The sequence below is a fragment of the Bacillus cereus group sp. RP29 genome (assembly GCF_040459765.1).
Taxonomy (GTDB): Bacteria; Bacillota; Bacilli; order Bacillales; family Bacillaceae_G; genus Bacillus_A; species Bacillus_A paranthracis.
In genome coordinates, this window is the sequence record NZ_JARVHN010000002.1 from 175,994 (window position 1) to 201,974 (window position 25,981).

Sequence of the window (25,981 nt, forward strand, 5' to 3'; positions counted from 1 at the left end):
GCCCTACACCCCATACTCCTGTTGTACTGTATATGGAATATCCGTTTTCCAGTCTATGCATATTTCAATTAAGGACAGTTTCCCCTGTTTACATTGCTCTTTAGCTTCACAAATAGCATTTTTGAATTCTTCTTCATTAGTTGGAGAATAAAAAGCTCCTTGAAGAGATTGAATCGCATGAGCCCATTGATGCTCTCTAAAATCACATCCAATAGAAACATTCATTTTTTGTTGATTAAATCGCGGCCACGAATAGCCTCCATTATTAATAACGATATAAATCATACCCAAACCCAGCTCGTATGCTGCATCTAATGCCCCTTTTCCCATTTCAAATGAGCCATCTCCAATAAACGTAATAATGGTGGATTCAGGCTGAGCTAATTTAGCTCCGATGCTTGCCCCCATTGGCACACCAAGGGCAGTTTGTTCGCCAGGTACAAGAGTTCTTCCCAATTGATTAATAAAAATAGGATAGGAATAGCCCCATATATCATGAAGTCCGTTATCCTGAACCAAAATGTTATTTCCTTCCATATTCTGTGACAATATATGATAAGCAGCTCTGACAGGGTGCTTTGAAAAATCGGATTTAGTCCATTCGCTAGTGAGCTGATATTTGACCCGCCTCTGTCTCTCTAGCCATGAATGTCGCTTTGATCCTTCATTCTCCTCATGTTCCAGCAGCTGCTGCACAGTTAAGGAAACGTCACCTAAGATGCTCACATCTTCATCAACGGACTTTCTCAAACTTTGGTAATCACAATCGATATGTATAAACAAATTTTCATCTGCAATATCTTTCCATCCCATTAAAGCTGTTTCTTCAAGTTGCGTGCCAAAAGCCAGAAAGACATCCCCTTCCCTCAATAATTCCTTTGCTTCTGGCAAAGCATAAAGACCTATATTGCCAAATACATGTGGATGCTGCTCATTCACAATCCCCCTACCAGAAGCAGTGGTAAACACGGCGGCCTGAAATTTTTCAGCCAAGGTCAAAAGAGATTGGCCTAACAAAGAATTATTTTGACAACCTCCTCCTGCGATAAACACCGGTCGTTTTGATCTCGTTAAAATCTCTGCAGTCAAGCTTATCTGTCTTGGATTTGGGCACATGGCAATCGGCTCTTTTTGAATCAATGAAGAGGGCTGCTCATACCGCTGTTGCTCCAGATCATTTGGTATTTCTAAATAAACCGGTCCAGGCCTTCCATTTATAGCCATATGTACCGCTCTTTTTAGCGCCCACTCTGCTTGATCTTCGTGTTCAACCCTATACTGCCATTTTGTGATAGCTTTCATCAATTCGATACTGTTGAGTTCTTGAAAAGCTCCTGTTCCAATGGATGTTCTCGATGTCCCTGCAGAAATGATAATCAGAGGAACACACGCAGAAAAAGACTCCAACACTGCCGTTAATCCATTCACAAGTCCTGGACCCGGGCTTGTCGCATAAACGACCGGTTCACCTGAGGCTTGAGAATACCCCATAGCCATACTTGCTGCAATTCTTTGGTCTTTCGATGTATACACATCCATATTGGCTAAGTGTGCAGATTCTAGAAGACCTTCGCCTTCTCCCACCATAGCAAAGACCTTTTTAATATTTGAATTTTTTAATAAATATGCATAAAAATCCCATATAGAAGTGAACAAAAACAACTCCCCCTAATTTTTAATTAACCTGCATTATATATTGATTAAATACTCGGTTGACTTCTTTAGAAATTAAAATTGGCCTGCTTTCCATGCAGTCGTTGTATTTCACATAACTTGCCTTTGGACCATAACCACCAAAAGGCTGATGGCCACATTCCATATCAAAAAGTGTTTTGTTAAGGGCAACTGTATAATGTTTTTTTAATGGCCCGATTAAATCTGTATTCCCAAAAACAGATACACCAAATGACGATTCCAAGCGTTTTGCATCCATAAGCCAATTGAGTACCTCAGACGCATCATGATAGGAAACAACATTAAAAATCGGGGTAAAGTGCTCCTCATATCGCGGCATATCATCCATATCGGAAACCAAAACAGTAGGTTCAATCCAACTCTTATCTATATCCACTTGGCCTCCATATACAATTTTTTCTTGATAATCAGTAAGAAATATCTCAGCCTGCAGCACTAGCTCTTTATAATTACTGTTTTTGACCTTGTCACTCATTCGTCCAGACATTTTCATCTCATTTAACTGCTGCAACAAGCATTTGACGAACCTTTTTTTTTGACTTCTGTGGATAAAAAATAAATCCGGACACATGCAATCCTGACCAGAATTGAACACTCGAGCCTCTACAGCTTTTCCAGCAGCATATTCGATATCAGCTTCAGCGCCTATGAAAAAAGGATTCAAGCCGGAACCAAAAAATAGAAAGAGCGCGCCAGGATAGTCCTTTTGAACAGATAGGCTATTATGATAATTACCTGTAAATACCACCACTTCTGCATCAGATGTTTTCTTTTTAAATTCTGCATATCCAATAGGTTCAATTTTTACATTCAAATTAGAATATTTATTAAAAAAATTATGAATTTTTAACGTAGTAGAATGAGATAATGTGGACGGTCTTAAGAAAATATTTTTACAGTAATAGCTTGGAATAATTGCATATAAAATATAAGAATATAGAATAGAGTTAGTTGGATAGAAGATTGCTACTTTTTCAACTATATCTCTTTTCATATATTTCAGTTCCTTTGTTGCTTGCTCCAGAACATTAATGCTAGAACTAATTTCATACTCAGCACTTTCAATCGTGCTGACTTCCATAAGGATTGATCTTAATTCATCTTTATACTTTTTCATGTTACATATAATAAAACTCAGCTCTTCAAAAAACACATGATCCATAAGTATTTATACCTGCCCTTCGTTAGATTTTATAAGAATATACAGACATTAAATAGTAATAAATTCATGCTTTTAGGCTTGATACTAGACTAAAAGGCAGCCCTATATTGTTTTACTAAAAAATATAACAATAATGTGGTGTTTATATGGAAAAAGCAAATGGAAAATGTCATAATGCAACATAAAAAAGAAACAGTAAAGTATATTCTAGAGAACAATAAACCCGTGGCACAATTAATTCGAGAAACTGGATTAATTGTGAATCCCTTATATAGTTGAATTAAAAAGAATAGCGAACAACTTGAAGTAAATTTCTACCTCAGGTACTGAACTAAGAGCATTACAAAAGTAATTAAATAATCTCAAAGAGGAAAATAGAATTCTAAAAAAGGCGATGCACTAATTATGACATAGTACTCGATTAATTTAGAATTTATTCACCATCTTCGCTCCCAATATTGAGTGAAGAAGATCTGCAAAGTCTGAGAATTTCTAAATGTAGTTATTCCAAATGGCTATACCGACCAAAAACTTATGCGCAAAACATTTCAAGCCCCCAAGAATTCAACCAAATATATAGAAATATCAAAATTGAAAAAGAACAAGTGAGTATAGTATTCAGTATGCTTCCAGTGATTATCAAAACTATTAAAACAATATAAATTGATAGGCAACTTGAACCGCAAAAGAAACTATTACAATTAATGCTTGTATCACATACCTTCACCGCATTCTTAATCAAGAACTTGTTTATCAAACGAAGTATAAAACAATGAGTAAAGTAAAAAATCACTTTTTGAGTATATTGTATTCTTCTATAATTCAAAGAGAATCAACTCAGTATTTGGCAATCACACACCAATTGAATATGCAAAATGTATAGTCAGTTTTTCGTGATATAGAATTCCCTTCATAAAAAAGTTTAAAAATGGCATTTCTTTAAACTTTTTTATAAATGCCGTTAAGCGAAACAACGGTAGAATATCTGTGTTATCTCATTTTTATTATAACTAACTATAGAACCACCTTCCTCTACTTCAATAGAGTCTCCTTTTTGAAAACCAACGTACATACTAACGTTTAATAATTCAATTTCTACAGTTTGCTCTATCTATTTTCTACTTTTGTAATTTTTGATACTAATTCTTTTTGCTTTGAGAAACTATTAAATTATAGATTTTCATTTTAAGAATTAAGATTTTGAATTTCATCAATTCTAATAATTCATCTTTCAATAGTAGAAAATCCTACTCAGAATTTATACCTTGACTCAATACATTTTTATACGGGGTATTATTCAATGTATCGTTTGATTATACAGATACACCATTCATGACACCAACGATAGTTTCTAACATAGTTCCCAAATAATTTACTTCATTTTTCAATTCAGAGTTACTACATCACTATTTTTCCATATTATTACTTCAGCTCCATTAAATTAGCATATGTAGGTAATTTTGTAAACGAATTAATTGGAAATGAAGATTGAGAAACTTTTTCTAAACATCACATTTGTTTATATACATAATGACTTTATTTCAAAGCTAGATTTATGACACTATACAACTTTTTTATGATGTAATTTAAATAATGTTAGCAATCTTGTATCCCATTTATAATAGAAAACTACAAGACTATTAAATTATTTAACACTTATTATGAAATCTTTCGCAATATACTCTAAAATACCGGATGTATAAGTAATTCTGCCACTGTCACTTCTGTACAATGCTGTACGTTAAACCAACTTATAATTTTATCTTTAACCGTAGCTGCCCTTTTTCGATTAGCTAGAATGCCCCGCTGTAGATATTTATTTAATAATGCTAGATTAAATCGTGTATTTTCCTTAATAAGATGCTGCTTTGTAATTTCTTAATAACATGATTTATCTATTTCTTTCATGATACATAGCACAAGTAAATGTAATATTTTCAAGTAAACCTTCACTTGTTAATAACCTAAAAGAATTAGACATCTAACAAATTAAACATAAAAAGATCATTATAATTCCTTCATCGCGATCTCCTTTAATTTTTCAACAATACGCTCTAATTCATCTACATCTTTTGATGTAAGTCTGCTGTAAATTTTATCTGAGACTTGCTGTTTTACATAATCTTGCTTTGAAAAATACTCCACTCCTTTTTCATCTAACGTTATAAATATTTCACGTCGATTTTGTAGATTAATTTCTCGTTTGATATATTGATTCTTTTCTAATTTTGCAATCAGTTGGCTAACTGCACTAGAGCTTATATTCATTTCCATCGCAATTTCGCCGACCGTACTGCGCTTAGCCACGTACACAATATCTAATACAACCGCCTGTTGTGTTGTAATACCGATATTTAAATATTGTTTATAATGTTTAAATATCAGACGGTCTATTGTATATGTAGCTTCATTAATACGCTTAACTTGTTCATATAAAGACAAAAAATCACCCGCTAATACGTTAGATAACTAATATATTAAGCAACTAATATGTTAGATAACTAATATGTTAGCAGGTGACTTATAAACCGTCAATCTTTATTATTTCCCTTAAAAGAGTTTTATCATTTTTGTACCATATTTACTTATAATAATGGATTTTGGTGCAAATACATGAAAAAGATTACAAATGCTAGTAGATTCCTAATGGTATCGAAACCTATACTGTAAGTTCAAACTTTTAATGAATGAACACCTCCCACTTTTGGATAGACTAATCCTGCAAATCCATCTGTTCTTTTTTGATCATATGGATAACTTTGAAAATTCTGTTGAAAAGTTGTCTAACTGAGGCAACACTCTAGAAAAAGGCAAAAGGAGAATTATACATGTGATATTTTACTTATTCCCCGAAAGAACTCTCCTTCCTCAAGCGTGTGAAGGGCGTAACCCAACGATAGATGGGAGCTGAATTTCGTTTTGGCAAAGCCAAAAACTTTTGATAAACAAGCTATATAAAGTTCTTTAATAACTTGATATAAGAGGTTATAGGAAGAAAATAGAGTGCTAAAACTAAGCCATGTGGTTCCTTTGTAAAATATCAACCTTACCACAAGAGCGTCCATGCATTGGAAATCTAGGTGTAATACCCCGAAGTATCGCTCAGGGAATCGAAAGGTTAATTTCTTTGTAGAACTGAGAAGCTCCCACTTCAAGCTTTGCTAAGTGGCGAGTAGTTCACAACAGAACCTTCCTGACCAAATCAATTAACTTTTTGATATGGTATTTCAATACCTTCATCGATAAATAAATGCTTCGCATCATCTACATAACTCATCGTATTACGTATCCAATAATATGACTCATCTATTTTAAAAAGTGGGACAGACAACTGATGTTCAAATGAAATCATAAATTGTACATCCTTTTTAATTGTAAATCTTGTGCCAAGTCCATCTGCTAATTCATAGCAACCCGTAATATCATCTTTAATAGTGAGCGGTAAAGTCATCACATATTTTGGTGCTTCTACAGCATATTGTATTCCCATTAAGTAATTCATAATTTCTTGTTCATATTGAGGAAACACTTCTTGATTCGTCGCTAACACAATTACTTCCCCTGTAGATATATTTATAAAAGCTTGTGCTGAGCAACCAAGCCATCCACCTGTATGACCAACCCACTCATTTTGAATGATAAAGCCATAACTATAATTATTAGTGACTTCTGTCGGTGTTAACATAAATTGAACAATCTCTTTGCTAATGTACTGCCCTTGCCAAAATGCTTTTAAAAACTTCGCTACCTCTGCGACTGTTGCATAAATACCACCGTCACCATATTGATCATTATATTTTTCGATTTCGTGTAAATATGGGTCATCAAGCACATTTTTATATTGTTGCTTCTCATAATTAAACGTTTGACCTTGCGCTACAGATTGCTTTATAGGTTGTGTGGTCATATGAGTAAGATTTAATGGCTCTGCAATATATTGTTGCAAATACGTTTCATACGATAAACCACTCACTTTTTCAATTATTTTGGCAAGTAAAACATAATTTGTATTACTATAAGACCAATGCTCATTTGATGTATTTTGTGGTAGCACTCCTTCGATAAATGTTTCAACACTTATTGTTAAATCGTCTGTGATATACTCTGGAATACCAGATGTGTGTGTAAGTAATTCTGCAACTGTTACTTCTGTAAAATATGGTACGTTAAACCAACATGTAATTTTATCTTCTAACTGTAGCTGTCCTTTTTCGATTAGCTGAAACGTCATTACCGCTGTAAACATTTTACTTAATGATGCTAGATTAAATTGTGTATTTTTGTTAATAAGGTGCTTCTTTTCGAGTTCTTGACAACCATGAAAATACTGCTTGATTTGACCGTTTTTTTCATAATAAACTGCACCGTTAAAAGCGATAGTTTCAAGTAAACCCCTCATACTTTAGCCCCCTAAACAAATTAGATATCTAACATATTAGGCATGAAGGGATTTTTATAATTCCTTCATCACAATCCCCCTTAATTTATCAACAATTCTTTCAAATTCGTCTAGCTCTTTTGATGAAAGTTTGCTGTAAATTTTATCTGCAATTTGCTGTTCTACATAATCTTGTTTCGAAAAATACTCTAATCCTTTTTCATCTAACGTTATATATATTTCACGTCGATTTTGAAGATTAATTTCCCTTTTAATATATTGATTCTTTTCCAATTTCGCTATTAATTGGCTAACTGCGCTGGAGCTTATATTCATTTCAATCGCAATTTCACCGACCGTAATACGTTTCGCTAAATATACAATATCTAATACAACTGCTTGTTGTGTTGTAATGCCAATATTTAAATATTGCTTGTAATGTTTATATATCAAACGGTTTATTGTATATTCAGCTTCATTAATGCGTTTAACTTGTTCATATAAAGACAAAAAATCACCCACTAACATGTTAGATACCTAATATATTATCAAGTGATTTGTTAAACGTCAATCATATGTCAACCTTTTTGCGTTTCTTTGCATGCGTGAGCCTATAGGGATAGGAAATGATTGAATACAAAGCGAAAACAACCGATCGTTTTATTGATTAGAATAGCTTGTGCTTAATTTGGATAGATACGAAACTTATAGGCTTTATTAATCATCAGTTAATTCACATCCATTTCGGTGTATGACTATTATGCACCAAACACACTCTCGATAGATAGTGAAGTTACACTTTCTGTATGTCCAACAATTAAGATGGCTTCCTGCCATCCCTTGTTCGAAGCCAATAAGATTAACAAAGATGAAATTAGTTTAGAAAAAGATGGGAAAGATCCAATTGTATTTGGAGTAAATAAAGATGGTGATGAATATAAATTTAAGGCAACGACTTCAGCTATTAAAAAGAAATTTGGAGATTTGACTTTATCACCAAGTAAATAGCAAATGAAAAGTCGACAAAAAACTCTGTAATAATTTTAAAGAGTTTTTTGTTTGGAATTTATTTAAGTAATTTTTACGCTGATACATATTAGTAATATTGTTGGTTTGAAATAAATTTTCAAAACGATTAAACTTTATTTCAAATCCACACCTCTTTCGTCTTTTACCTCATTACTTGTAACAAAATTATTACCCTATAAGAATATTGTAATTAAAAATAAGCATAAAAAAGATTCCTTTTATACAAAGGAATCTAGTGCTTCAGCTTTTTTTTATAAACAGTTCGACTTTATTTCAAATTTATTTCTGTTTCTCTACTTCTAATTTGTTACCTTTACTATCTACCATTCTTAAAGAACCTGCTCTCAAGAACTCAACAGTATAATCTACTACCGCATTCATTTGTCTAGCATCTATCTTCTTACCGTCCTTAACAAACTCAGTAGGAATCAAAGTTACTTTATTACTGTCTTTATTGTATAACCATGTTCCTGTCATCTGATTGTCTTCATAAGAAGAGTTACCAGTGTCATCATAAGCCGTGAATGACTTATCTTGTCTAAAGTCTAAACCCTTACGAAACTCAGAACCTTTGTAACTCCCCCAAGAACCGATTAACTCGTTACCGTCTGCGGATATTTGTACGTTACCATTATCAGAAGTATTTGACGACTTAGAGTCGGTCTTCGTATCTACATCGAAACCTAAGGCTTTTGCTTCCTTCTCATTATGGGATTCAATAGGGTCGAATCCTTTATGCCAGTACTTGTTACCCTCATTAATCAAGTCCATTGACTTTTTAGACTTTTCTCTATCTTCGTCTGTTACTTTTCCTTTACCCTCCATAATTTCTACTTGAAGTGCATAGGCTTCACTATAACAGTCTACTGCTTTTAAAATCTCTTTATGAGCGTCTTCAAACTCTTTTGGTGGGTCTATCTTCTTAAACTTAGCGATAATCTTTTGCAACTCAGACTCTTCTTTTAGAATTTCTTTCTTTAAGTCAGTTTCCTTTTTAGTTTTATCCATAGCTATCTCAGTTATTACTGTAATTTTCTGCACTAACTCAGAAGATAAACCAGTCATTCGAGTTGGATACTTCTCTTTGGACAGCTTTTCTTTCGTTTCTGATTTAGATTCTACTTTTTCTTTTGGCTTTGCGTCTGTTTTATCGGTACCACAACCTGCTAATAGCATGAACGGTATCACAAACATTACTAGTTTCTTTGCTTTCACTATGCCCCATCCCCTTAGAAAAAATCGCATTTAATTAACATATTGTACCATAACATAATTTGTATAAATATGATAGAAAGTTTATCCATCATTAATTAAAATGTAGACTCTACATAAAAAAAGCACTTGAACATTAAATAGCTGTTCGAGTGCCTTATTTCTTCCCTATTTTTCATGTAATTTTAAAAAGAGCGTCCAATTAAAGTTATGTCAATTACAATAAGTGAAAAGAAAAATATATATTCAATCATACTTCCTGTTCTTGTATATATCGGAAATCTTATTTTCATTTTCAAAGGATAAAGCAATTGAATCCCACTTGGAGTAAGGGCATCTAACACTAGATGACTTAATACCCCAATAAACATTCCTATATATATCATGGGGTACTGGGGAACTAGGTACTTAAGAAGTGCCGTTATACCAAACAAAAAGATTAGACTGTGTGTTATTGTACGGTGACCAAAAGTTTTATTGATACCCCAAGATAATAAAGGTATTTTTCTTCCTAAAGTGGATCCTTGATGACAAATATCTGGTATTAATGCCCCAATTATTGATGTGGCCGTTAATAAATATGGATCATCACCTATTCCCGCATAATTATGTGCAATTAAAGCCAATGCTGCTCCTGCTGCTACATGTGTCGGTCCTCTCAAATATATCCTCCTTTCTATTATTCAAGCTTTATCTTAACAGTTGGCGAAAATATAATATCCTTTCACCCAGCGTTCTTTTAACCATCTCATTTTATATTCTAGGCTTGGTGTATAAGTTGCTGCAGAATCCATTAAGTTATATCTATCTAAAATCTCCAAACATCTATTAGGATTCGTTAAAGTATTTAGAAATTCCAAATCCTCGCTTTCGAGAGACTTCCATACAATTCCTTTAAAATTAATTGGCAGCAGTTCTAATATCATATCTCTATCCAAACCTGATGTTTCTAAGAAATTCTGAAGATGGGAGAGAGATAAATAACTCCAGTTTGTACTTTGGTACTCTTCTTCTAAAAATGTATATAGATCTAAGTCATTACAATTTAATTCATAATTCTTTATTGCTTCTATTCCCCATTTCATCTCATTCCCTCACAATCATTATGCCCAAAATTGCCTAATAAGTATGTTCACAAATTTCTACCAGTTACTCTTAAACATCGTAATAGGCTTCCCTTTTCCGTCTTTTCACATAATGAATATATAGGTAACACGAACAAATCATATTGATTATCATTGTAGATAAACTATAAAACACATTGATTCCTAAAACATCACAACATAATAAAGCAACCATGCTTAAAACATAAAAAAATAATAATCTATCAAAAATAGACAAATGTCATTTCTCCCTTTTTTTAAGATTAGTATTATGCAAATGTTGCTTTTTATAATTTCTCCTCACTCTTCCCCAAAACAAAATTCCTAGATTAAACATTATTGCTATAACTATCATGAGAATTGCATACAAAACTAGATACACTTTTCTACAGATCCCCCCCTTTAATTATAAATATAAAAATAACTCTTTATCTAACAGGTTACTATCGGTAACTTGTCCTTCACTTTAAATATATACAAATGATTCTACGAAACTAAGTGACAGTAAAAAAACAGCAACCAATTCTCAATTCTTAAAAAGAACTAGGCGTAAATGTCAAAACTAGGTCATTTTTAATTATCCTGCTCTTCATTGTGCTAAGGTCAATAATCTTTATAAGAAAATTTTATGATTTTATTCATAGATATTAAATTCTGAGAAACTCGAAAACAATACTTTTTCCCGAAGAAGTCAATAGAAAATTGTTGAGAAATATTTTTCTAGATACCTAAATATTAACAATTTTGATACAATAATGAGAAATCGCACAATATATAATAGGAGGGTTTTATATGGGAGCAGCAACAGTAACATTAAGTGAAATTACAGAGCTTTTAAGTAACTGGCATGACTCTATACGCGAACTTGATCATGAACAATCAACTCATTTGTTTGGAGAAATAAAAAATAAGATTGATAAAATTGAGGAAAACCAAAACGTGCTTTTATACTACTCTTTATTAGAGTTTAGACATAATATGTTAAACAAGGATTATGAAGGCTCTAAGAAATCTCTTGAAAAAATTGAAGATTTTAATAAACCAAGTGAAGAACTTTTGAATTACTACTATAACTTCTTTAAAGCAATTCATAACACAGAAATTGGAGAATATAAAAAAGCTGGTGAGTATTTCGATAAAGCCAAACAATTAATCGCAAATATCCCTGATGAGATTGAAAAAGCTGAATTCTATTATAAAGCAGCAGCTTTTTACTATCAGGTAAGACAACCTTTAGAAGCAGTTAAGTATGCAAACCGTGCTTTAAAATTCTTCGAACCTGAAACAGGATATGAACTTAATATAGCAGCTTGTAATAATATCCTTGGTTTAACATGTACATCACTTAAACAATATGAATATGCGGAAGAATATTTTATTAAGGCTTTAGATATCGTTACAAAAAAACACAATACCATGTTAGGTCTTAAAATTAGACATAATTTAGGTTTTCTATATGCTGAACAGGATCTTTCAGAAGCAGCTATACGAAACTTAACAACAGCTATTGATACTCCAGAAAAGAGTTATAAAGCTATTTTCCTTATTGCTAGAGAAAATTACAAACTCGGAAATACAGAAGAGTCATTAAAATTTATTGAAACTGGGTTAGAAGCATGTAATCGTATCAATAACACGGAATATAAACACCACTTCTCAATATTAAGCGCACTAAACTCAAAAGAATCTACAGAAAAGTCAGAAAATATAATCTCAGAAGGAATTCAATACTTTGAACAAGAAGGTTTATTAGGGTTCGTTCATGACTATTCGAAACAATTGGCTTTAAAATTCTACTCATCTAACCAGCAAGATAAAGCAAACCAATATTTCTTTAAGTCACACGAAGCCGAAGAAAAACTACGTAAAAAGGAGGCACTAAAATAATGAAGAAAGTAATTCAAGTTTTAGGTATCACTCTAGGATTAGTAGCCGTTTTTGGTTTTACTTCAAACAACACAATACAAAATGCTGAACACGGAGAAACATTTGCACCCAAAGTAAAAGATAACTCTATCCATTACGTAATGAGAGAACATGGAGAAACGTTTTAATACCTAAAAAGAGCCATAGTATCATATATGGCTCTTTTTTATTACATTAAGTTGTACTCTTGTGTCTTTAAGTTCATTTATTCAGCTGAATTCATCAAGCTTTAATGTGTGGTTAGTCTCCCACCTAACTTTTTGCTGTAATTCAATTTTAAGCTAGGAGTCGCATCGTCCATAAATAGTAGGATAAACCATCATTTAAAAATAGTGTAATATTAATTTTTGAGACCTATAAATAATATTTAATTTTCTAGGATTTTAATTCCATATACATCTGGATATACACCATATGTATTCCATGTTTTTAAAATACACTTCTTTAAAGGTTCTATTTCAGCAACTTGCGTCCAATTAGGATAAGTTTTGTTTAATCCTCTAAGTGCGGATTTTAAAGAAAACCAACAATCACTTATTTGATAATTACTTATAAAACTATCTAATAGTTGTTCATTAATTAACTCTGTTTCTTTTGTAATACCATCCAGCTCACCTATAATAGTTGAAAACACCTTTAATAAATGGCTAGTCTTTAATTGAAGTTCTCCGAAAAAATTATATATATTTATCTCTCCATTTTGATACTTTTCAATATCTTTTTTTACTTCTTTTTGAGTATAACTTATTATATCTGCTAAAAAATTTGTATCTATAATAGTATTTGGATCTTTAGTAGTAACCGCCATTTTAGGAACTATATATTCGCTGAATATGTTCATTGCATGTGCATTTAATACACTATAAATAGTATCGGATTCCATATCTAATTCCGCTTGAAAATCAAACATTTTCGCCAAATCATTATTATCATGAACATGACATAATTCATGATGCAGAGTATTCAAAGATAACTTTTGAGCATATCCCTCTCCTAATAACAGTTGTAATAAAATTTCTTTACGAAGAAAAATTCTATCTTTCAGTTCTCCATTTACTTCTAGTTCAATTGTTTTTCCGAATGTAGTTCCCATAGCATTGTTTGTTACACCTCTTTCAGATATACCTTGTTCAATCTGAAATTCCAGTATAGCTTTATCAAAATCGTTAGGAAAATATATATAATCTAACCTAGATAAATCTAAACCTTTTGAGAGCCATTCGACAATTATTTCTACGTGTTCTTTCATTTTTTCTGTATATTCTTCTTCAATTTCATCAAGCTTATCTATAACTATCATCACTCCACCCCCTAATAAACATCATTTTTTCATTCCTCATATATTGTTGGATTATTGTTTTTGAACAAACATATACTACTGAATTAACTATTTGAACGTTTGGTTAAATTAACCTAGACCAAATAATTCAGGAACACTTATCTTTATTAAGTCTTTTAAAATAACAGAACGTCCAGCATGACGTGGATCTCCGTTCTCGGTAAAAGTGCTAATAGCATTCTTAATATCAAAAACATATAAATCATCTTTGTGTAATATTGAAAGTAAATCAACAATACGCAGAACTTCTTTATAATAAAGTAGGTGGGGAATGGTTTTAGCTTCTGGTATTCCCCAACCTACTACTATAAGCCTCTTACCCTTCGTTGCAATTGCCAACTTAGCTTCATTTACCTTTTGAACTCTATCCAGGACATTCGCTTCGTTTAAAGATCTAATTTTCTTTAAAGCCGAGGAAGTATTGCTTGCATAGACCGGTAAGACATTACAAATGCTAATATCTTTAATTTGATGTCCATCTATTTGATAGTCATAGAAAAAATCAATTAGCTTATTAACAGTATCATCTGAGTTATCTTTGTTGGCTCCAGAAGGATTCATTAATATAATCCCTACTGACGAGCCCTCTCTTCTGTTCAAAAATGGTATTGTTAAAGAATATCTGATATCTACATTTCCTATAAAAGCTTCCTTATCGATAGCAATTCTAGGTTGATTGACTTTTGTTAAGTCGTACATTATTACCACTTTTCCCACTCCTGCTTCGTTTAAATGATTATATTCATGCACTCATCAATCTTAATACTTAAATCATATTAGAATAATAACAATTTACTGTTCTTATTCCTATGAAATTTTTGGGAATTTCCTTATTAAAGAATTATTCAACAATCTGGACTGATTGTTGAATAAAAAAACCTGCATATCTACACAGGATTTTTAATCAAACTTTATTATAAATGATCGAACTTTGTTTTAATTGATCAATCTTTTATATAAAACTACACATTTCTAAGTAAACAAAATGAAAGCTATAACAATGAAATAGATACTTATCTAAATATCCTGTCACATATCGAAAAGAATTTTAATTCAATGTCATTAATTTCATTTATTAAACAACGCTATTTTAGACATAATCAGTCCTATAATGAACATACTCTCATACAGTTATAAACTAAAGTTTGATGGAATTATTACAATTAACCTTCATACTAAATCAAGAATAGGAAACAAGTTTTAAAAAGCACAATCGAAACTTGTTCTCTATTCTTATGTTATCTTATTTCTGTTTCTACGCCATGATTGTATAGCTTGATAGTATCCTCTGTAAAATTCTGAATGACTGTTGCAAGTTCTTGTAATTTCTCCTGCGTTACCCCATTGATATACCAAACAAAATTACTATTGGATTCAGAATCAGTTGGTATGGAACCAATGGTTATTTTATATTCTGTAGTTTCTGTTACCGTTTCTTCATATGACTTCTTTACCTCATACTGATATTTTTCAAGACGAATAAACATATCTCGCCAGAATAAATCAGCAATTTCCATTTGATGATACTAGACTTTACGGAAATAATCAGGAATACTTCTTGTATGTTCTAACAAATACCCTTTTGTCTTTGTTGGGTGATGGATCATCGTATGAATCGCTTCCGTAATATAATGCGCTGTTGGATGATTACGAACCAAGATACGACGCGTTTCCTGACGCACTTGTAGAAGAACATCGTAATAAAAATACATCATGTCACGAGTCGTAGTAGCAAGCTCCCCTTTTTGAAATGGAACCATAGTACCGTTGTAAAATGTTAGTGATGCATCACCAAGGTTCCATGTATATGTTTGCAAATTATAATCCCCTTTCGTTTTTTTATATCTAGTATAACCTCCACACTCCCAAAAAGGATTTATTCAGTAATGAGAAACAATACTAATATCCCTTTTACACTTTCTAATCTAACCTTCAATTTATAAGGACTTGGAGAGACACTCTTAAATCTTGTTCAACTAAAGTACCCATTAGTTCAATAAGAAAAAATTATCTATTATTATTAAAGTGGCCCACCTTCAAAACCAATTGGCCATCCATCGTCTTTAAATTTTACTTTATACTGAAACTCAAAGTGACCATCATAAATAAAAGCTAAACTAAACCCAGAAAATATATAATCATCAAAATTAACCATCTTTCCAAAACATATTGTGGATAGATAGTAGTTCTTCATTTCTTGATTAGGGAAGAATTTCTGTAAATATTTTAATGCACAGCTTATATGTAGATGGAGTTCATCAAATGTTTTTTCTGCCATTTCGATAATCTCCACATCGGGATTTTCATTATTCCCCTGAATAATAATATCAACATCTTCCCATTCTCCGATATTAATACTATAAAACCACCGTTTTTGAATGAGATACTTCTCATTTTCGTATACAGGGGGATTAACTAGGTTTAATTTTTTTACCTCATCTTTAGTTAACGGTTTATCAAGAATAAGCTTATTATGCAAAATTTCTTTGATATTAGAGACAATATATTTAGATTTGTTTAATTCTAAAGAGTCCATTTTCCACCTCATAAATTATAAAATAAAGTAAATTCCCCCTTAAGTATATCATCATCCTTATTCAACTATCCTGCACCGTTAGTTCAATAAGAATTTAACAACTTTATTATCTCTTAACAATATTAATATTAAGATATAATCCAATCAAATTATACATATATTGGATAACTTATGTTAAAATACCATTGAACATTATAAAAATACTAATTATTCAAACATCAAAAAGGGGCATATAAATGGCATGATAAATCAAGCTGAATGGTTGTGGCAACGGATTATCGAAAGAGGTTCAAATTCTGAAAGTAACTTTAAAGAATCGTTAAATCTTCAGCCAGGTGCAAGTGCTGAAGATTTCCAACTTATTGAGGATACACTAGGACTTACACTACCTGAAGAAATGAAGAGCTTTTATAAAGTGTATAACGGACAAATTTGGGAACCAGGGGTGAATCCATTTGTAAGAAATTTGACCCTGTCTCCCATTTCTGAAATTATATCAAATTGGGAATTTTTACAGGAAGAATTCGATCCGGATGATGATTTAGAGCCAGATATTGAAAAAGAGCTTAAACCAGCTCTTTGGAATTCTAAGTGGATTCCAATTGCAGAAAATGGTGGCGGAGATTACCTTTGCATTGATACAGATCCATCTGAAGTTGGGTTAACAGGACAGGTTTTATACTATTACCATGACTGGGGAAAGCGTGCTATCGAGGCAAAGAATATTTTTGCCTTCATCGAAATTTGTTTAAAAGAAGAGAATTGTGAATAAATGTAGCTAAAGTAATGTGTACTTTAGCTACATAAGAAAGGACATTACATATTAAATATGTAATGTCCTTTAATTTATCTAAGCCTATTCAATTTAGGTCTTGATTATGAGAAATTCACACAATCTTTTAAGATACCATTCTGTCCTAGTAAACAATCCATTTTTACAGATGGTACTTGCTGCGAATGAAACCCTTAGGATATTAAACCTATTTCACTAAAAACTTTTCTAATTCTTCAGCTAAATGTCTAGCTCCATTAGGACTTAATGTAATTTTTCCATCTGCTAAAGTTATATTTCTCTCAGTTACCTCTCCAGTAATTTGGCAAGCATTATAAGGTGAATATCTTTTTAAAATTATATTTTCATTATCAACAAAAATTTCTAATGGTGATTTAATCCCTATGCCTAGCGTATCTCTGAGTTCTTTTGGTATTACAACTCTGCCTAACTCATCAACTTTTCGAACAATTCCAGTTGCTTTCATAATATTATTCCCCCTAATAAATTATCAACCATTTATATTTTAACACTTTTACATTATGGCTTAGATTGCTCCAATTGCTGTTTCATTTTCTTTTCATTTTCAGTTATAAGATTTATTAACTCCTTTTCCCTATTATTATAATAACTAGTTAGTGTTTCAAAACGAAGCTTAATAAGCTTTTCAAGACTGAGTTTTTTATGATTATCAATTATTTCTTTCTCACTTAAGTAAGAAATATTATTCTTTAAGTTATAATGCTCTTTATTAATTACATCATTAATCTCCATATGAGCCTTTTTAATATCCATATATAAATCTGCCCACTGCGTATTCAGACTGAAGTATTGATCAATCTTCCAATTTCCCCATTCTTTATATAGTTTTTCATACTCCTTATTAAGAGTTTGGTGTAATTCATCAGCACTACTTACTGTCGCGTAATTCCCTTTTCCTGCTTCTGCAGTATTCTTTAATTGCTGTTGTTCGCTATTTTTCACATCAAATCCAATGATATTTACAACTGCATGAGTACTAGATTGGTTGAGATTTTTGGCAGCATTAACTGGGTCTCCTCCACAAGTCTCTTCTCCATCACTCACAATATATACTACGTTTAGGTTTTCTTCTCCGGTATACTCTTTAAAATCATCATTTATAGACTCTATAGCGGATGCTAACGGCGTCCAACCCTTTGGACCAAATTTAGATAAAGCAGCATTGAATTGCTCCTTATTATAAGGCTGTAATGGATACATTACCTCGGAAGATCCACAGGATAAACTTTTATCATTTTCATTATTACTTCCTTTATGTCCATATACCCTTAACATTACATTGGCATTGTCCGGAATCTTATCAAGATAGTTGTAAATAGCTTTCTTAGCTGCTTCCATTTTAACTTCACCATTAACTTTACCAGCCATACTCCCGCTTGCATCAAGTAAGATCTCCACATTCAGGGATTTAGCTTTTGGTTTTATAGAATGTACATTGTCATTATTTTGTTCTTTAATCGCTAATTCAGGAATTATTCCCTCCAGTTTACTTACAGCATCTTTATAACTTTGCGCCTGTAAATTTAGTAATTGTACATATATTTGTTCTGCACTTAAATCTTTTGGTAATTTCATCAATTCCTGATTAAGTTCATTCATTTCTTCTGATGATAGTGCTCTTTCCTTTGCGTATTTACCTGGTCCTTCTTGAATCATTAACGGGGCATTAGTAGCAAATAACGACTCATATGTCTTGGTATCCTCTTTTTTAATTTCTTTCTTGCTGATTTCCTTTTCAACTACTTCACTTTTTGGTTCATTAGATTTAGAAGGCATAGTATCTGATTTTGAACACGCAGTAATAAATACACAGAACCCCAGTGTTATTCCAATTACATTAAATAATGATTTCCCCACTTTAAAACCTCATTTCTTCCTGCAATGAAAACAGATTCAATGTTTTACTGTTGATTAAAAATTGAAATTTGAATGGTTCTTTCCTTCTTTTCCACCTTTTCTTTAATTTCAGGCTTTTTAAACTCTAACTTATTAGCTGCTACGTTATATGACAACACAGCATCGAAAAGGTCCTCCCCCTTCTTAAATCCCTTAATCGTGTTTGTTTTTCCATCCTTCAATAGTTTTTTCACTTGTGCACTAGATATTTTCTTACCTAATATCTTCTCTTTAATCTGAAAATCACAACCTGTCGTACTATATGCAGTGCAGCCATAAAAACCTTTTTTTAGAACCACTTGACTCCCGCACTTTAAACACGAACCTAGTAACTTCTTCTCTTCCTCTTTCCTTTTAGATTCTTCAATTTTTTTAATTGAAGAATCTAAATTCCACGATTTAGAGATTTGTTCAATATCATTTAATAGCTTCACAACTAATTTTTCAGCCTTACCTATAAATTGCTTATAATCAATTCGGCCATCTGAGATTGCCTCTAAAACATTTTCCCATTTTGCCGTTAATTCAGGTGAACACACAATCATCTTGTCGCCAAGTGCATCCATTAACATCCGGCCTTTCTCTAATAAAAGTACCTTATTATTCTTATTAATTAAATATCCACGATCATATAATGTATGGATAATACCATCACGTGTAGCAACAGTACCTATTCCACTTGTTTTTTTAAGGATTTTTTGCATTTCTTTTTCTTCCATAAGTGAACCGCAATTTTCCATAAATTCAACTAGTGTTCCAGGTGTCAAATATGGTGGGGCTTTTGTCATTCCTTTACTAATTTCCGTATCAACAATTGTCCCTGTATCTCCTTCTTTTACATCCGGTAATTGGGCCACTTCTTCATTTTCCTCTTCTTGATCATCTTTCTCTTCAGATACTTGTTCTTTCTGATATAACATCTTCCAACCCAAACTCACTTCTTGTTTCCCTTTAGTTAAAAACGTTTCTGTTTCGTCTACAACTGTGATAATTGAAGTAAAATCATACAATGCATCTTCGTGATGCGCGGCAATTACTCGTTTCACCACCAAATCATATATTGCTTTTTCACCAGGATTTAATTTAGAAAAATCCTTAGGAACGTCTAATACTATAATTCCGTGATGATCTGAGACCTTCTTCTCATTTATATACCGCGAGGACAAATCAGTACTACGTATTGGAGCAGGTAAATATTTAGAGTATGACTCGGTATACTTTAACTTTTCTAAAACTGATGAAAGGATTGGTGCTTCAGCTGCCGTAATATACGGGTTATCTGCACGGGGATAAGACAACAAACCAGCTAAATACAAGTTTTCTGCATGATGAAGAGTTTCCTTAGGATCCATTTTAAATAATTTATTAGCAGTAGATTGAAGTCTGGTTAAATCAAAAAACTGTGGTGGCTTAAATGCCTTACGTTCCTTTTTCACTTCCTTTATAACAGCTGGTTCTTCAACTAATCGAATTGAAAGTTCCTCTATTTCTTCTTCACTATCAAAACGATTCTTGTCTTCTTTGAACCATCTTCCTGTATATTCTTTACCGTCCACTTCAAAAGTCCCAGTTAAAGTCCAAAAAGGTTCTGGTACATGTGCTTCTATTTGTTTAATACGATCGTAAACAAGACGTAACGTTGGAGATTGACACCTTCCAATCGAAAATACTTCCCTTTTCAAAGCACTTAAATCCCCATTTTCAGAATTTCTACTTACAAATTCTGATTGCATTCTTAGAGATACAGACCTTGATAAATTTATACCTACTAAGAAATCAGCTATTGCTCGCGCATAAGCACTATGATATAAATTCTCTTTGGATTTATAAGGAACTAATTCTTGCATTCCTTTTTTAATTGATGCTGGCGTTAGAGAAGAAATCCACAAGCATTTTGTTGGAAGGTTTCTATTTGTTACGTACTTTATTATTTCAGTAAATATTTTCATACCTTCTCTAGCTGAATCACAACAATTAATAAACATTGTAACTTTAGGATCATTAGCCAGGTTTTTTATTGTTCTAACATATTTTTCTCTTCCTTTAATTGGCTTATAAATATAATTTTTAGGCATTATAGGTAATCCAGACAAACTCCATGGAGTGTTAGTCTCCATTTTTTCTTCATCAAAAGTCAAAAGGTGCCCCATACAATAGGCTACATATGCACCATTAGGAAATTCATTGCAGGGCATTATCTCGTAATACAAATCATGCTTTTTATATTTTGGAAAAGCAGCTACAATTTTCTTTGCTACATCCGGTTTTTCTGCCAAACATAAATACACTCTTAACCCTCCTTATAAGCATAATAGGCTTTTACTATCCTGTTACTATTTCTATAAATACCGCAACTGATATCAGCTTATAGAAATAGTCTCCCTCATATGGATTATGAGATTTTCTATCCAGAAATCTAAGAAAATATAAAAAGAGATAAACCAATTGTTTTATTTAGTTTCAAGTAATTTGAATCAACCTTTTTCTTAACAGGAATAGGCATATAATGTTAAACATTATATAATAATAAAAGAAAAGGATAGAACAGACAGAATTATTCTGTCTATTCTATCCTTTTTTATCACAAAAAACTGCATTTACCACAATGTTTGTATTGACAGTCCACTTGTTATCAACTTAATACCCTTATTGATTCTTATAAGCCATTTAATGGCTTCATCAACCTTTTTACATCTACCTGAAGAAGATAATACTCTTAGTACACTATTTTCCTATTAATACTGAAATTAAATCATATCTTAATAATAATATATTTATTTTTCAAATAACTAAATGTCGTGATTTTTTGGTAAAATATCCTTAGAAGATATTTCCTAAAAATATATTAAATAAGGAATGAATATACATGATATCAACTACACAATCACATACTAAATGGTTTGTAGATGCAGGTACAACTGTCTTAACATCAGAAGGTAAAAATATTGAAATTTTTGAATTTAAATATGAGCAAAATGATGAAACTTTATCTTCATGGGCAAAACATTTCCGTCAACATTATTGTTTAGATAGTGAAATTGATTATTTCAGGAAGGGTTATAAATTTACAAGAACTGAGTACTTAAACAGAATAAAATTTCCTGACCCTTCTCGTGCTCCAGGGCCAAGTATACGAGCTGGAGATTTCAGTGAGATATTAGTAGCTGATTACCTTGAGTTTATTCTAAATTACTGGGTACCTCGTACTCGATATGGTACAAAAACAATTAGTAATGAATCTACAAAAGGATGCGATACCCTAGCTTTTAAAATTATTAGTGATGGAGAGTATTCACCTGAAGATACTCTAGCAATTTTCGAAACCAAAGCACAATTCTCTGGTACAAAGGCGAATCCACGGTTGCAGGATGCCGTTGATGATTCAAAAAAAGATATAGCTAGAAAAGGTGAATCACTAAATGCAATTAAACAACAACTTTTTCTGAAAAGAGAACTTGAAGAATCTGAAAAGATAGATAGGTTCCAAAATCCTACAGATTATCCGTATAAAGAGATTTCAGGGGCTGTTGCTATGTTTTCTTCAAACCTACTGGATCTTTCAATGATTACAAATACATCTATTAATGAGCATCCAAATAAAGATAATCTAACATTATTAGTAATTCATGGTGAAGATATGATGCCCCTTGTCCATGAATTGTATAGGAGGGCGGCACATGAAGCCTGAGAAACATTCCAAACAATTATTAAGTGCTACTAGATCAAAAGCAAAAATGAATGAATACAATGTCAATGAAGAAGATCATATAAAACTCACTAAAGATCCATCAACTCTTTTTACATTGGCAATAGGCTTGCTAGGTGATTTGTCAGCCCATCTGAATTCCAAGGATCCAGACGAGCGACACCTAAAGGAATTGCGTGAAAACCTTAAATTTTCAGCGCATTTTTTTGATGCATATTTACAAACAAATCTTAAGGCAGATTTAGATGACTACGTTTTACTGCTAGGTTCAGCTTCCTATTATTTATGCGATTTACCAGGAAGTTCACTTGTTTTAGTAAATCGTATCGATATAGATAATCTAAACTTAGAATGTTCGAATTTAGATACTTTATTAGCAAGGATCCTCACTGGGAATTTCTATCCATGTTATGTGGAAGAAGGCGGAATATATACAAAAAATATATTAGATATTTCATTTTATCTAACTAAATTTTATGAGGATGGATGGTATGAGCAACATGTTTATAACCTCATTTCCACTCTCAGGGTTAATGCTTATGCATTTGGCACTCCAAGAGAATTACTTTTCGCTGATGTAATAGGTGCAGTAATAAAAAAAAGAATAGAAAACTCTAGTAGGAAATGTCTACCTATATATTCTGATATTAGCGTTGAAAATTGGGAAGATATTTTACAAAATAAAAATTTCATGCAAGAATTTTGGCCAGCTCAACACCTTTTGGGGAAAACTGGTGTTTTTAAAGGGGAATCCGCTGTAATTCAATTACCAACTAGTGCTGGGAAAACCAAAGCAACAGAAGTAATAATACGTAGCGCCTTTCTATCAAATAGAACTTCTTTAGCTGTAATTGTGGCTCCATTTAGAGCATTATGTCATGAAATTAGTATCAGTCTAAGTAAATCATTCCAAAATGAGTCTATTAATATTGATGAAGTATCAGATGTGCTTCAAATGGATTTTGAACTTAAATCAATACTTAGGGATGATTTAATCTTAGTTGTTACTCCAGAAAAACTTATTTATATGCTTCGCCAATGTCCAGAATTGGCAACGGAAATTGGATTATTAATATATGATGAAGGACATCAATTTGATAGTAATACACGAGGGATCAATTATGAATTACTCCTTACAGCTTTAAAAGGGATGGTTCCTGAAGGTGTACAAAAAGTATTAATATCCGCTGTAATCAATAATGCAGAAGTGGTTGGTTCTTGGCTTAATGGCCCTGAAAATAAAGTTGTTTCAGGAGTTAATCTTTCTCCTACATATCGAACTGTAGCACTTACAAGTTGGTTGGATCGTCTTGGAAAGCTTCAATTTCTGAATGAAGAAAATCCCGATGAAATAGATTTTTATGTACCCAGAATAATTGAGCAACAAAAACTGCAATTGAAAGGAAGAGAAACAACCGAACGCTTCTTTCCTATTAAAAACGATAGCAGCACCGTTTCTTTATTTTTAGGTTTAAAGCTAATTTCAAATGGAAGTGTAGCAATATTTTGTGGAAAGAAAGATAATGTATCCAGTCTTTGTGACAAGATAGTGGAGACGTATGAACGAGGATTAGCTTTAAAAACTCCATTTGAATTATCAGAAAAAAATGAAATAAGGAAACTGCACTGGCTATATCATGGACATCTGGGTTCACAAGCTTCTGTCACAAAAAGTGCAAAACTAGGGATTTTAACACATCATGGAAATATACCTTCTGGTATACGTCTTGCTGTTGAACACTCAATTAAAGAAGGTTTATCAAAATTCGTCATATGTACATCCACATTAGCACAAGGTGTTAATCTACCAATTAGGTATCTTATTGTAACGAGTATTTATCAAGGATCTGAAAAAATAAAAGTTCGTGATTTTCATAATTTGATTGGTCGCGTCGGTCGTTCTGGTATGCATACAGAAGGTAGTGTTATTTTCGCAGACCCTAGTATCTACGATAAACGTAACAGCCAAAATAACAAATGGCGTTGGCGACAAGTAAAAAACTTATTAGATCCTAATAACTCAGAACCAGTTGAAAGCTCATTGTTAAAGATATTTGATCCCTTATGTAGCGACGATAGGAAGACTACATATAATATTAATTACATAAGACTATTTGAAATTTATTTAGAAGATCCTGATAAAATATTTAATGTATTGGAAAAAATAGCTAAAGCATTTGCCGACGATGGATTTTCATTTGATGGACTAATTCAACAAGTTAAATCAAAAATAAATGCACTCTCATCTATTGAAAGTTATTTGATGGACAATTGGGAAAATTCAACTAATGAAACAGAAGATATATGGATAAGTTCACTCGCTAAAGAAACTTTGGCTCATTCACTAGCTGAAGAACAAGTGAAAGAACAAATTATTATCTTATTCCAATTGCTAGCTAAAAATATTTCAAAAAAAATCCCACAAAACTCAAAAAAGAAACTGTTTGGGAAAATGCTATACGGAGTAGAAACTGCTATAAAAATTGAAGAATGGTCTAAAATGCATTTAGAAGAACTTGAGAAGTGTGAAAGCTATGAGGAGCTTTTGAATGTTTTATGGCCACTTTTAGCATCGAATATTAAAAATAATATTTTTAACAAATGCGAAAAACCTGAAATTTTAAGAGAAGTTGCTTTAGCATGGATTTATGGATTGCCCTACTTTAAACTACTAGATATTCTTAAAGAAAATGATATTAGGATAAAAACAAAAAAACAGCGTAGAAAATATAGAATAGATCATATTGTAGAACTCTGTGACAATGCATTTTCATATGAAGGCATGCTTCTAATTGGAGCAGTAGCGGAAATAGTTGAATCTTTAATTGCTGATCGAAATTTATATTTAGTTGACAATCTCAAGAAATTACAAAAACGTATAAAATATGGTGTACCTACCCCTTTAAGTATACTATTTTACGAATTGGGTTTTGCTGATCGGATCATTTCTTTAGATTTGAGCACAATTTTAATAGATCAATCTCCACCAGCAAATAAGAGAATGTTAAAATCGTTAATTCAAAGTTACGAAAAGGATTTTCGCAACAAACTAGTAAACTACCCTTCATATTATACCTCTGTTTTAGATAATATCTTGATGGGTAGCGACAATAGAATCATCTAAAGAATTGAATGCAATATACACAATTACTGTAATTTCATTATTATCAAAATACAGTCGTTTA

The 25,981-nt window shown here is 32.1% G+C and carries 22 protein-coding genes and 3 pseudogenes; 8 read left to right on the forward strand and 17 right to left on the reverse strand.

Going from position 1 to position 25,981, the window contains the following annotated elements; all coding sequences use genetic code 11:
- Positions 1 to 3 precede the first annotated feature (3 nt).
- Both QCI47_RS29010 and QCI47_RS29015 read right to left on the reverse strand, forming a co-directional pair.
- Entirely contained in the window at positions 4 to 1,656 is a 1,653-nt protein-coding gene (locus QCI47_RS29010; RefSeq protein ID WP_353812041.1) for a thiamine pyrophosphate-binding protein, read from the reverse strand.
- Between the two features lie 19 nt (positions 1,657 to 1,675).
- Entirely contained in the window at positions 1,676 to 2,812 is a 1,137-nt protein-coding gene (locus tag QCI47_RS29015) for an aldehyde dehydrogenase family protein (protein ID WP_235438297.1), read from the reverse strand.
- An 837-nt stretch (positions 2,813 to 3,649) separates the two neighbouring features.
- Here QCI47_RS29015 and QCI47_RS29020 point away from each other — a divergent pair.
- Positions 3,650 to 3,754: pseudogene (locus QCI47_RS29020) on the forward strand (hypothetical protein); the annotation flags it as partial.
- A 1,110-nt stretch (positions 3,755 to 4,864) separates the two neighbouring features.
- Here QCI47_RS29020 and QCI47_RS29025 read toward each other — a convergent pair.
- The 4 genes and pseudogenes from QCI47_RS29025 to QCI47_RS29040 all read right to left on the reverse strand — a co-directional run.
- Positions 4,865 to 5,299: a MarR family winged helix-turn-helix transcriptional regulator gene (locus tag QCI47_RS29025; protein WP_000061085.1), complete on the reverse strand. Its 435-nt coding sequence runs from the start codon at positions 5,297 to 5,299 to the stop codon at positions 4,865 to 4,867.
- A gap of 760 nt (positions 5,300 to 6,059) precedes the next feature.
- Positions 6,060 to 7,256, reverse strand: coding sequence for a serine hydrolase domain-containing protein (locus tag QCI47_RS29030; RefSeq protein WP_001214684.1), 1,197 nt, complete (start codon positions 7,254 to 7,256; stop codon positions 6,060 to 6,062).
- A 54-nt stretch (positions 7,257 to 7,310) separates the two neighbouring features.
- Positions 7,311 to 7,745, reverse strand: a complete 435-nt coding sequence (locus tag QCI47_RS29035) for a MarR family winged helix-turn-helix transcriptional regulator (RefSeq protein WP_000061082.1) — start codon at positions 7,743 to 7,745, stop codon at positions 7,311 to 7,313.
- Between the two features lie 104 nt (positions 7,746 to 7,849).
- Positions 7,850 to 7,960, reverse strand: a pseudogene (locus QCI47_RS29040) (helix-turn-helix domain-containing protein); the annotation flags it as partial.
- Positions 7,961 to 8,075: 115 nt separating this feature from the next.
- Here QCI47_RS29040 and QCI47_RS29045 point away from each other — a divergent pair.
- On the forward strand, positions 8,076 to 8,243 hold the full coding sequence (locus tag QCI47_RS29045; RefSeq protein ID WP_000460998.1) for a hypothetical protein: 168 nt from the start codon (positions 8,076 to 8,078) through the stop codon (positions 8,241 to 8,243).
- 300 nt (positions 8,244 to 8,543) lie between these two features.
- On the opposite strand, the gene QCI47_RS29050 is transcribed toward QCI47_RS29045, so the two are convergent.
- The 3 genes from QCI47_RS29050 to QCI47_RS29060 form a co-directional block, all read right to left on the reverse strand.
- Entirely contained in the window at positions 8,544 to 9,479 is a 936-nt protein-coding gene (locus tag QCI47_RS29050; RefSeq protein WP_353812042.1) for a DUF7018 domain-containing (lipo)protein, read from the reverse strand.
- A 182-nt stretch (positions 9,480 to 9,661) separates the two neighbouring features.
- Positions 9,662 to 10,138, reverse strand: coding sequence for a metal-dependent hydrolase (locus tag QCI47_RS29055; RefSeq protein WP_001214880.1), 477 nt, complete (start codon positions 10,136 to 10,138; stop codon positions 9,662 to 9,664).
- A 33-nt stretch (positions 10,139 to 10,171) separates the two neighbouring features.
- Positions 10,172 to 10,561 carry a hypothetical protein gene (locus tag QCI47_RS29060; RefSeq protein ID WP_000870988.1) on the reverse strand — a complete coding sequence of 130 codons (390 nt, stop codon included), beginning with the start codon at positions 10,559 to 10,561 and terminating at the stop codon, positions 10,172 to 10,174.
- 810 nt (positions 10,562 to 11,371) lie between these two features.
- Here QCI47_RS29060 and QCI47_RS29065 point away from each other — a divergent pair.
- Both QCI47_RS29065 and QCI47_RS29070 read left to right on the forward strand, forming a co-directional pair.
- Positions 11,372 to 12,466 carry a Rap family tetratricopeptide repeat protein gene (locus QCI47_RS29065; RefSeq protein ID WP_000500488.1) on the forward strand — a complete coding sequence of 365 codons (1,095 nt, stop codon included), beginning with the start codon at positions 11,372 to 11,374 and terminating at the stop codon, positions 12,464 to 12,466.
- Positions 12,466 to 12,633, forward strand: a complete 168-nt coding sequence (locus QCI47_RS29070) for a hypothetical protein (RefSeq protein ID WP_000755962.1) — start codon at positions 12,466 to 12,468, stop codon at positions 12,631 to 12,633. The genes QCI47_RS29065 and QCI47_RS29070 overlap by 1 nt, the downstream gene beginning before the upstream one ends.
- 239 nt (positions 12,634 to 12,872) lie before the next feature.
- Here QCI47_RS29070 and QCI47_RS29075 read toward each other — a convergent pair whose 3' ends face one another.
- Positions 12,873 to 13,805, reverse strand: a complete 933-nt coding sequence (locus QCI47_RS29075; RefSeq protein WP_000635310.1) for a hypothetical protein — start codon at positions 13,803 to 13,805, stop codon at positions 12,873 to 12,875.
- Between the two features lie 108 nt (positions 13,806 to 13,913).
- On the reverse strand, positions 13,914 to 14,594 hold the full coding sequence (locus tag QCI47_RS29080) for a DUF1643 domain-containing protein (RefSeq protein ID WP_013142331.1): 681 nt from the start codon (positions 14,592 to 14,594) through the stop codon (positions 13,914 to 13,916).
- A gap of 213 nt (positions 14,595 to 14,807) precedes the next feature.
- On the opposite strand from QCI47_RS29080, the pseudogene QCI47_RS29085 reads away from it, so the two are divergent.
- Positions 14,808 to 14,981, forward strand: a pseudogene (locus QCI47_RS29085) (GNAT family N-acetyltransferase); the annotation flags it as partial.
- A 101-nt stretch (positions 14,982 to 15,082) separates the two neighbouring features.
- On the opposite strand, the gene QCI47_RS29090 reads toward QCI47_RS29085, so the two are convergent.
- The 3 genes from QCI47_RS29090 to QCI47_RS29100 all read right to left on the reverse strand — a co-directional run bounded on the left by QCI47_RS29090 (position 15,083) and on the right by QCI47_RS29100 (position 16,380).
- Positions 15,083 to 15,361: a hypothetical protein gene (locus QCI47_RS29090; protein WP_000401453.1), complete on the reverse strand. Its 279-nt coding sequence runs from the start codon at positions 15,359 to 15,361 to the stop codon at positions 15,083 to 15,085.
- Positions 15,362 to 15,370: 9 nt separating this feature from the next.
- Positions 15,371 to 15,661, reverse strand: a complete 291-nt coding sequence (locus tag QCI47_RS29095; RefSeq protein ID WP_001195496.1) for a hypothetical protein — start codon at positions 15,659 to 15,661, stop codon at positions 15,371 to 15,373.
- Between the two features lie 203 nt (positions 15,662 to 15,864).
- Positions 15,865 to 16,380 carry a hypothetical protein gene (locus QCI47_RS29100; RefSeq protein WP_013142330.1) on the reverse strand — a complete coding sequence of 172 codons (516 nt, stop codon included), beginning with the start codon at positions 16,378 to 16,380 and terminating at the stop codon, positions 15,865 to 15,867.
- A 241-nt stretch (positions 16,381 to 16,621) separates the two neighbouring features.
- Here QCI47_RS29100 and QCI47_RS29105 point away from each other — a divergent pair, with 241 nt between their 5' ends.
- A complete protein-coding gene (locus tag QCI47_RS29105) occupies positions 16,622 to 17,152 on the forward strand; it encodes an SMI1/KNR4 family protein (RefSeq protein WP_000609756.1) in 531 nt (176 codons plus the stop codon).
- 208 nt (positions 17,153 to 17,360) lie between these two features.
- Here QCI47_RS29105 and QCI47_RS29110 read toward each other — a convergent pair whose 3' ends face one another.
- Genes QCI47_RS29110 through QCI47_RS29120 form a run of 3 tightly spaced genes read right to left on the reverse strand, consistent with a single transcriptional unit; the run spans position 17,361 to position 21,378 of the window.
- Positions 17,361 to 17,639 (reverse strand): AbrB/MazE/SpoVT family DNA-binding domain-containing protein, encoded by a 279-nt coding sequence (locus QCI47_RS29110; RefSeq protein WP_046947106.1) that lies wholly within the window; start codon positions 17,637 to 17,639, stop codon positions 17,361 to 17,363.
- Between the two features lie 53 nt (positions 17,640 to 17,692).
- Positions 17,693 to 19,051, reverse strand: coding sequence for a VWA domain-containing protein (locus QCI47_RS29115; protein WP_073540786.1), 1,359 nt, complete (start codon positions 19,049 to 19,051; stop codon positions 17,693 to 17,695).
- A 44-nt stretch (positions 19,052 to 19,095) separates the two neighbouring features.
- Complete coding sequence (locus QCI47_RS29120; protein ID WP_239534393.1) at positions 19,096 to 21,378, reverse strand: type IA DNA topoisomerase; 2,283 nt, start codon at positions 21,376 to 21,378, stop codon at positions 19,096 to 19,098.
- Positions 21,379 to 21,956: 578 nt separating this feature from the next.
- On the opposite strand from QCI47_RS29120, the gene QCI47_RS29125 reads away from it, so the two are divergent.
- Positions 21,957 to 22,778, forward strand: coding sequence for a Hachiman antiphage defense system protein HamA (locus tag QCI47_RS29125; RefSeq protein WP_073540784.1), 822 nt, complete (start codon positions 21,957 to 21,959; stop codon positions 22,776 to 22,778).
- A complete protein-coding gene (locus tag QCI47_RS29130; protein WP_353812043.1) occupies positions 22,768 to 25,920 on the forward strand; it encodes a DEAD/DEAH box helicase in 3,153 nt (1,050 codons plus the stop codon). Before QCI47_RS29125 ends, QCI47_RS29130 begins: the two co-directional genes overlap by 11 nt.
- Positions 25,921 to 25,981 lie beyond the last annotated feature (61 nt).

What these genes read in the sequence shown, in the direction of transcription:
- QCI47_RS29015 (WP_235438297.1), bottom strand. Translation starts at nt 2,812, where the DNA reads ATGAAAAAGTATAAAGATGAATTAAGATCAATCCTTATGGAAGTCAGC.
- QCI47_RS29030 (WP_001214684.1), bottom strand. Translation starts at nt 7,256, where the DNA reads ATGAGGGGTTTACTTGAAACTATCGCTTTTAACGGTGCAGTTTATTAT.
- QCI47_RS29060 (WP_000870988.1), bottom strand. Translation starts at nt 10,561, where the DNA reads ATGAAATGGGGAATAGAAGCAATAAAGAATTATGAATTAAATTGTAAT.
- QCI47_RS29065 (WP_000500488.1), top strand. Translation starts at nt 11,372, where the DNA reads ATGGGAGCAGCAACAGTAACATTAAGTGAAATTACAGAGCTTTTAAGT.
- QCI47_RS29070 (WP_000755962.1), top strand. Translation starts at nt 12,466, where the DNA reads ATGAAGAAAGTAATTCAAGTTTTAGGTATCACTCTAGGATTAGTAGCC.
- QCI47_RS29075 (WP_000635310.1), bottom strand. Translation starts at nt 13,805, where the DNA reads ATGATAGTTATAGATAAGCTTGATGAAATTGAAGAAGAATATACAGAA.
- QCI47_RS29090 (WP_000401453.1), bottom strand. Translation starts at nt 15,361, where the DNA reads ATGGAAATTGCTGATTTATTCTGGCGAGATATGTTTATTCGTCTTGAA.
- QCI47_RS29100 (WP_013142330.1), bottom strand. Translation starts at nt 16,380, where the DNA reads ATGGACTCTTTAGAATTAAACAAATCTAAATATATTGTCTCTAATATC.
- QCI47_RS29105 (WP_000609756.1), top strand. Translation starts at nt 16,622, where the DNA reads ATGATAAATCAAGCTGAATGGTTGTGGCAACGGATTATCGAAAGAGGT.
- QCI47_RS29110 (WP_046947106.1), bottom strand. Translation starts at nt 17,639, where the DNA reads ATGAAAGCAACTGGAATTGTTCGAAAAGTTGATGAGTTAGGCAGAGTT.
- QCI47_RS29125 (WP_073540784.1), top strand. Translation starts at nt 21,957, where the DNA reads ATGATATCAACTACACAATCACATACTAAATGGTTTGTAGATGCAGGT.
- QCI47_RS29130 (WP_353812043.1), top strand. Translation starts at nt 22,768, where the DNA reads ATGAAGCCTGAGAAACATTCCAAACAATTATTAAGTGCTACTAGATCA.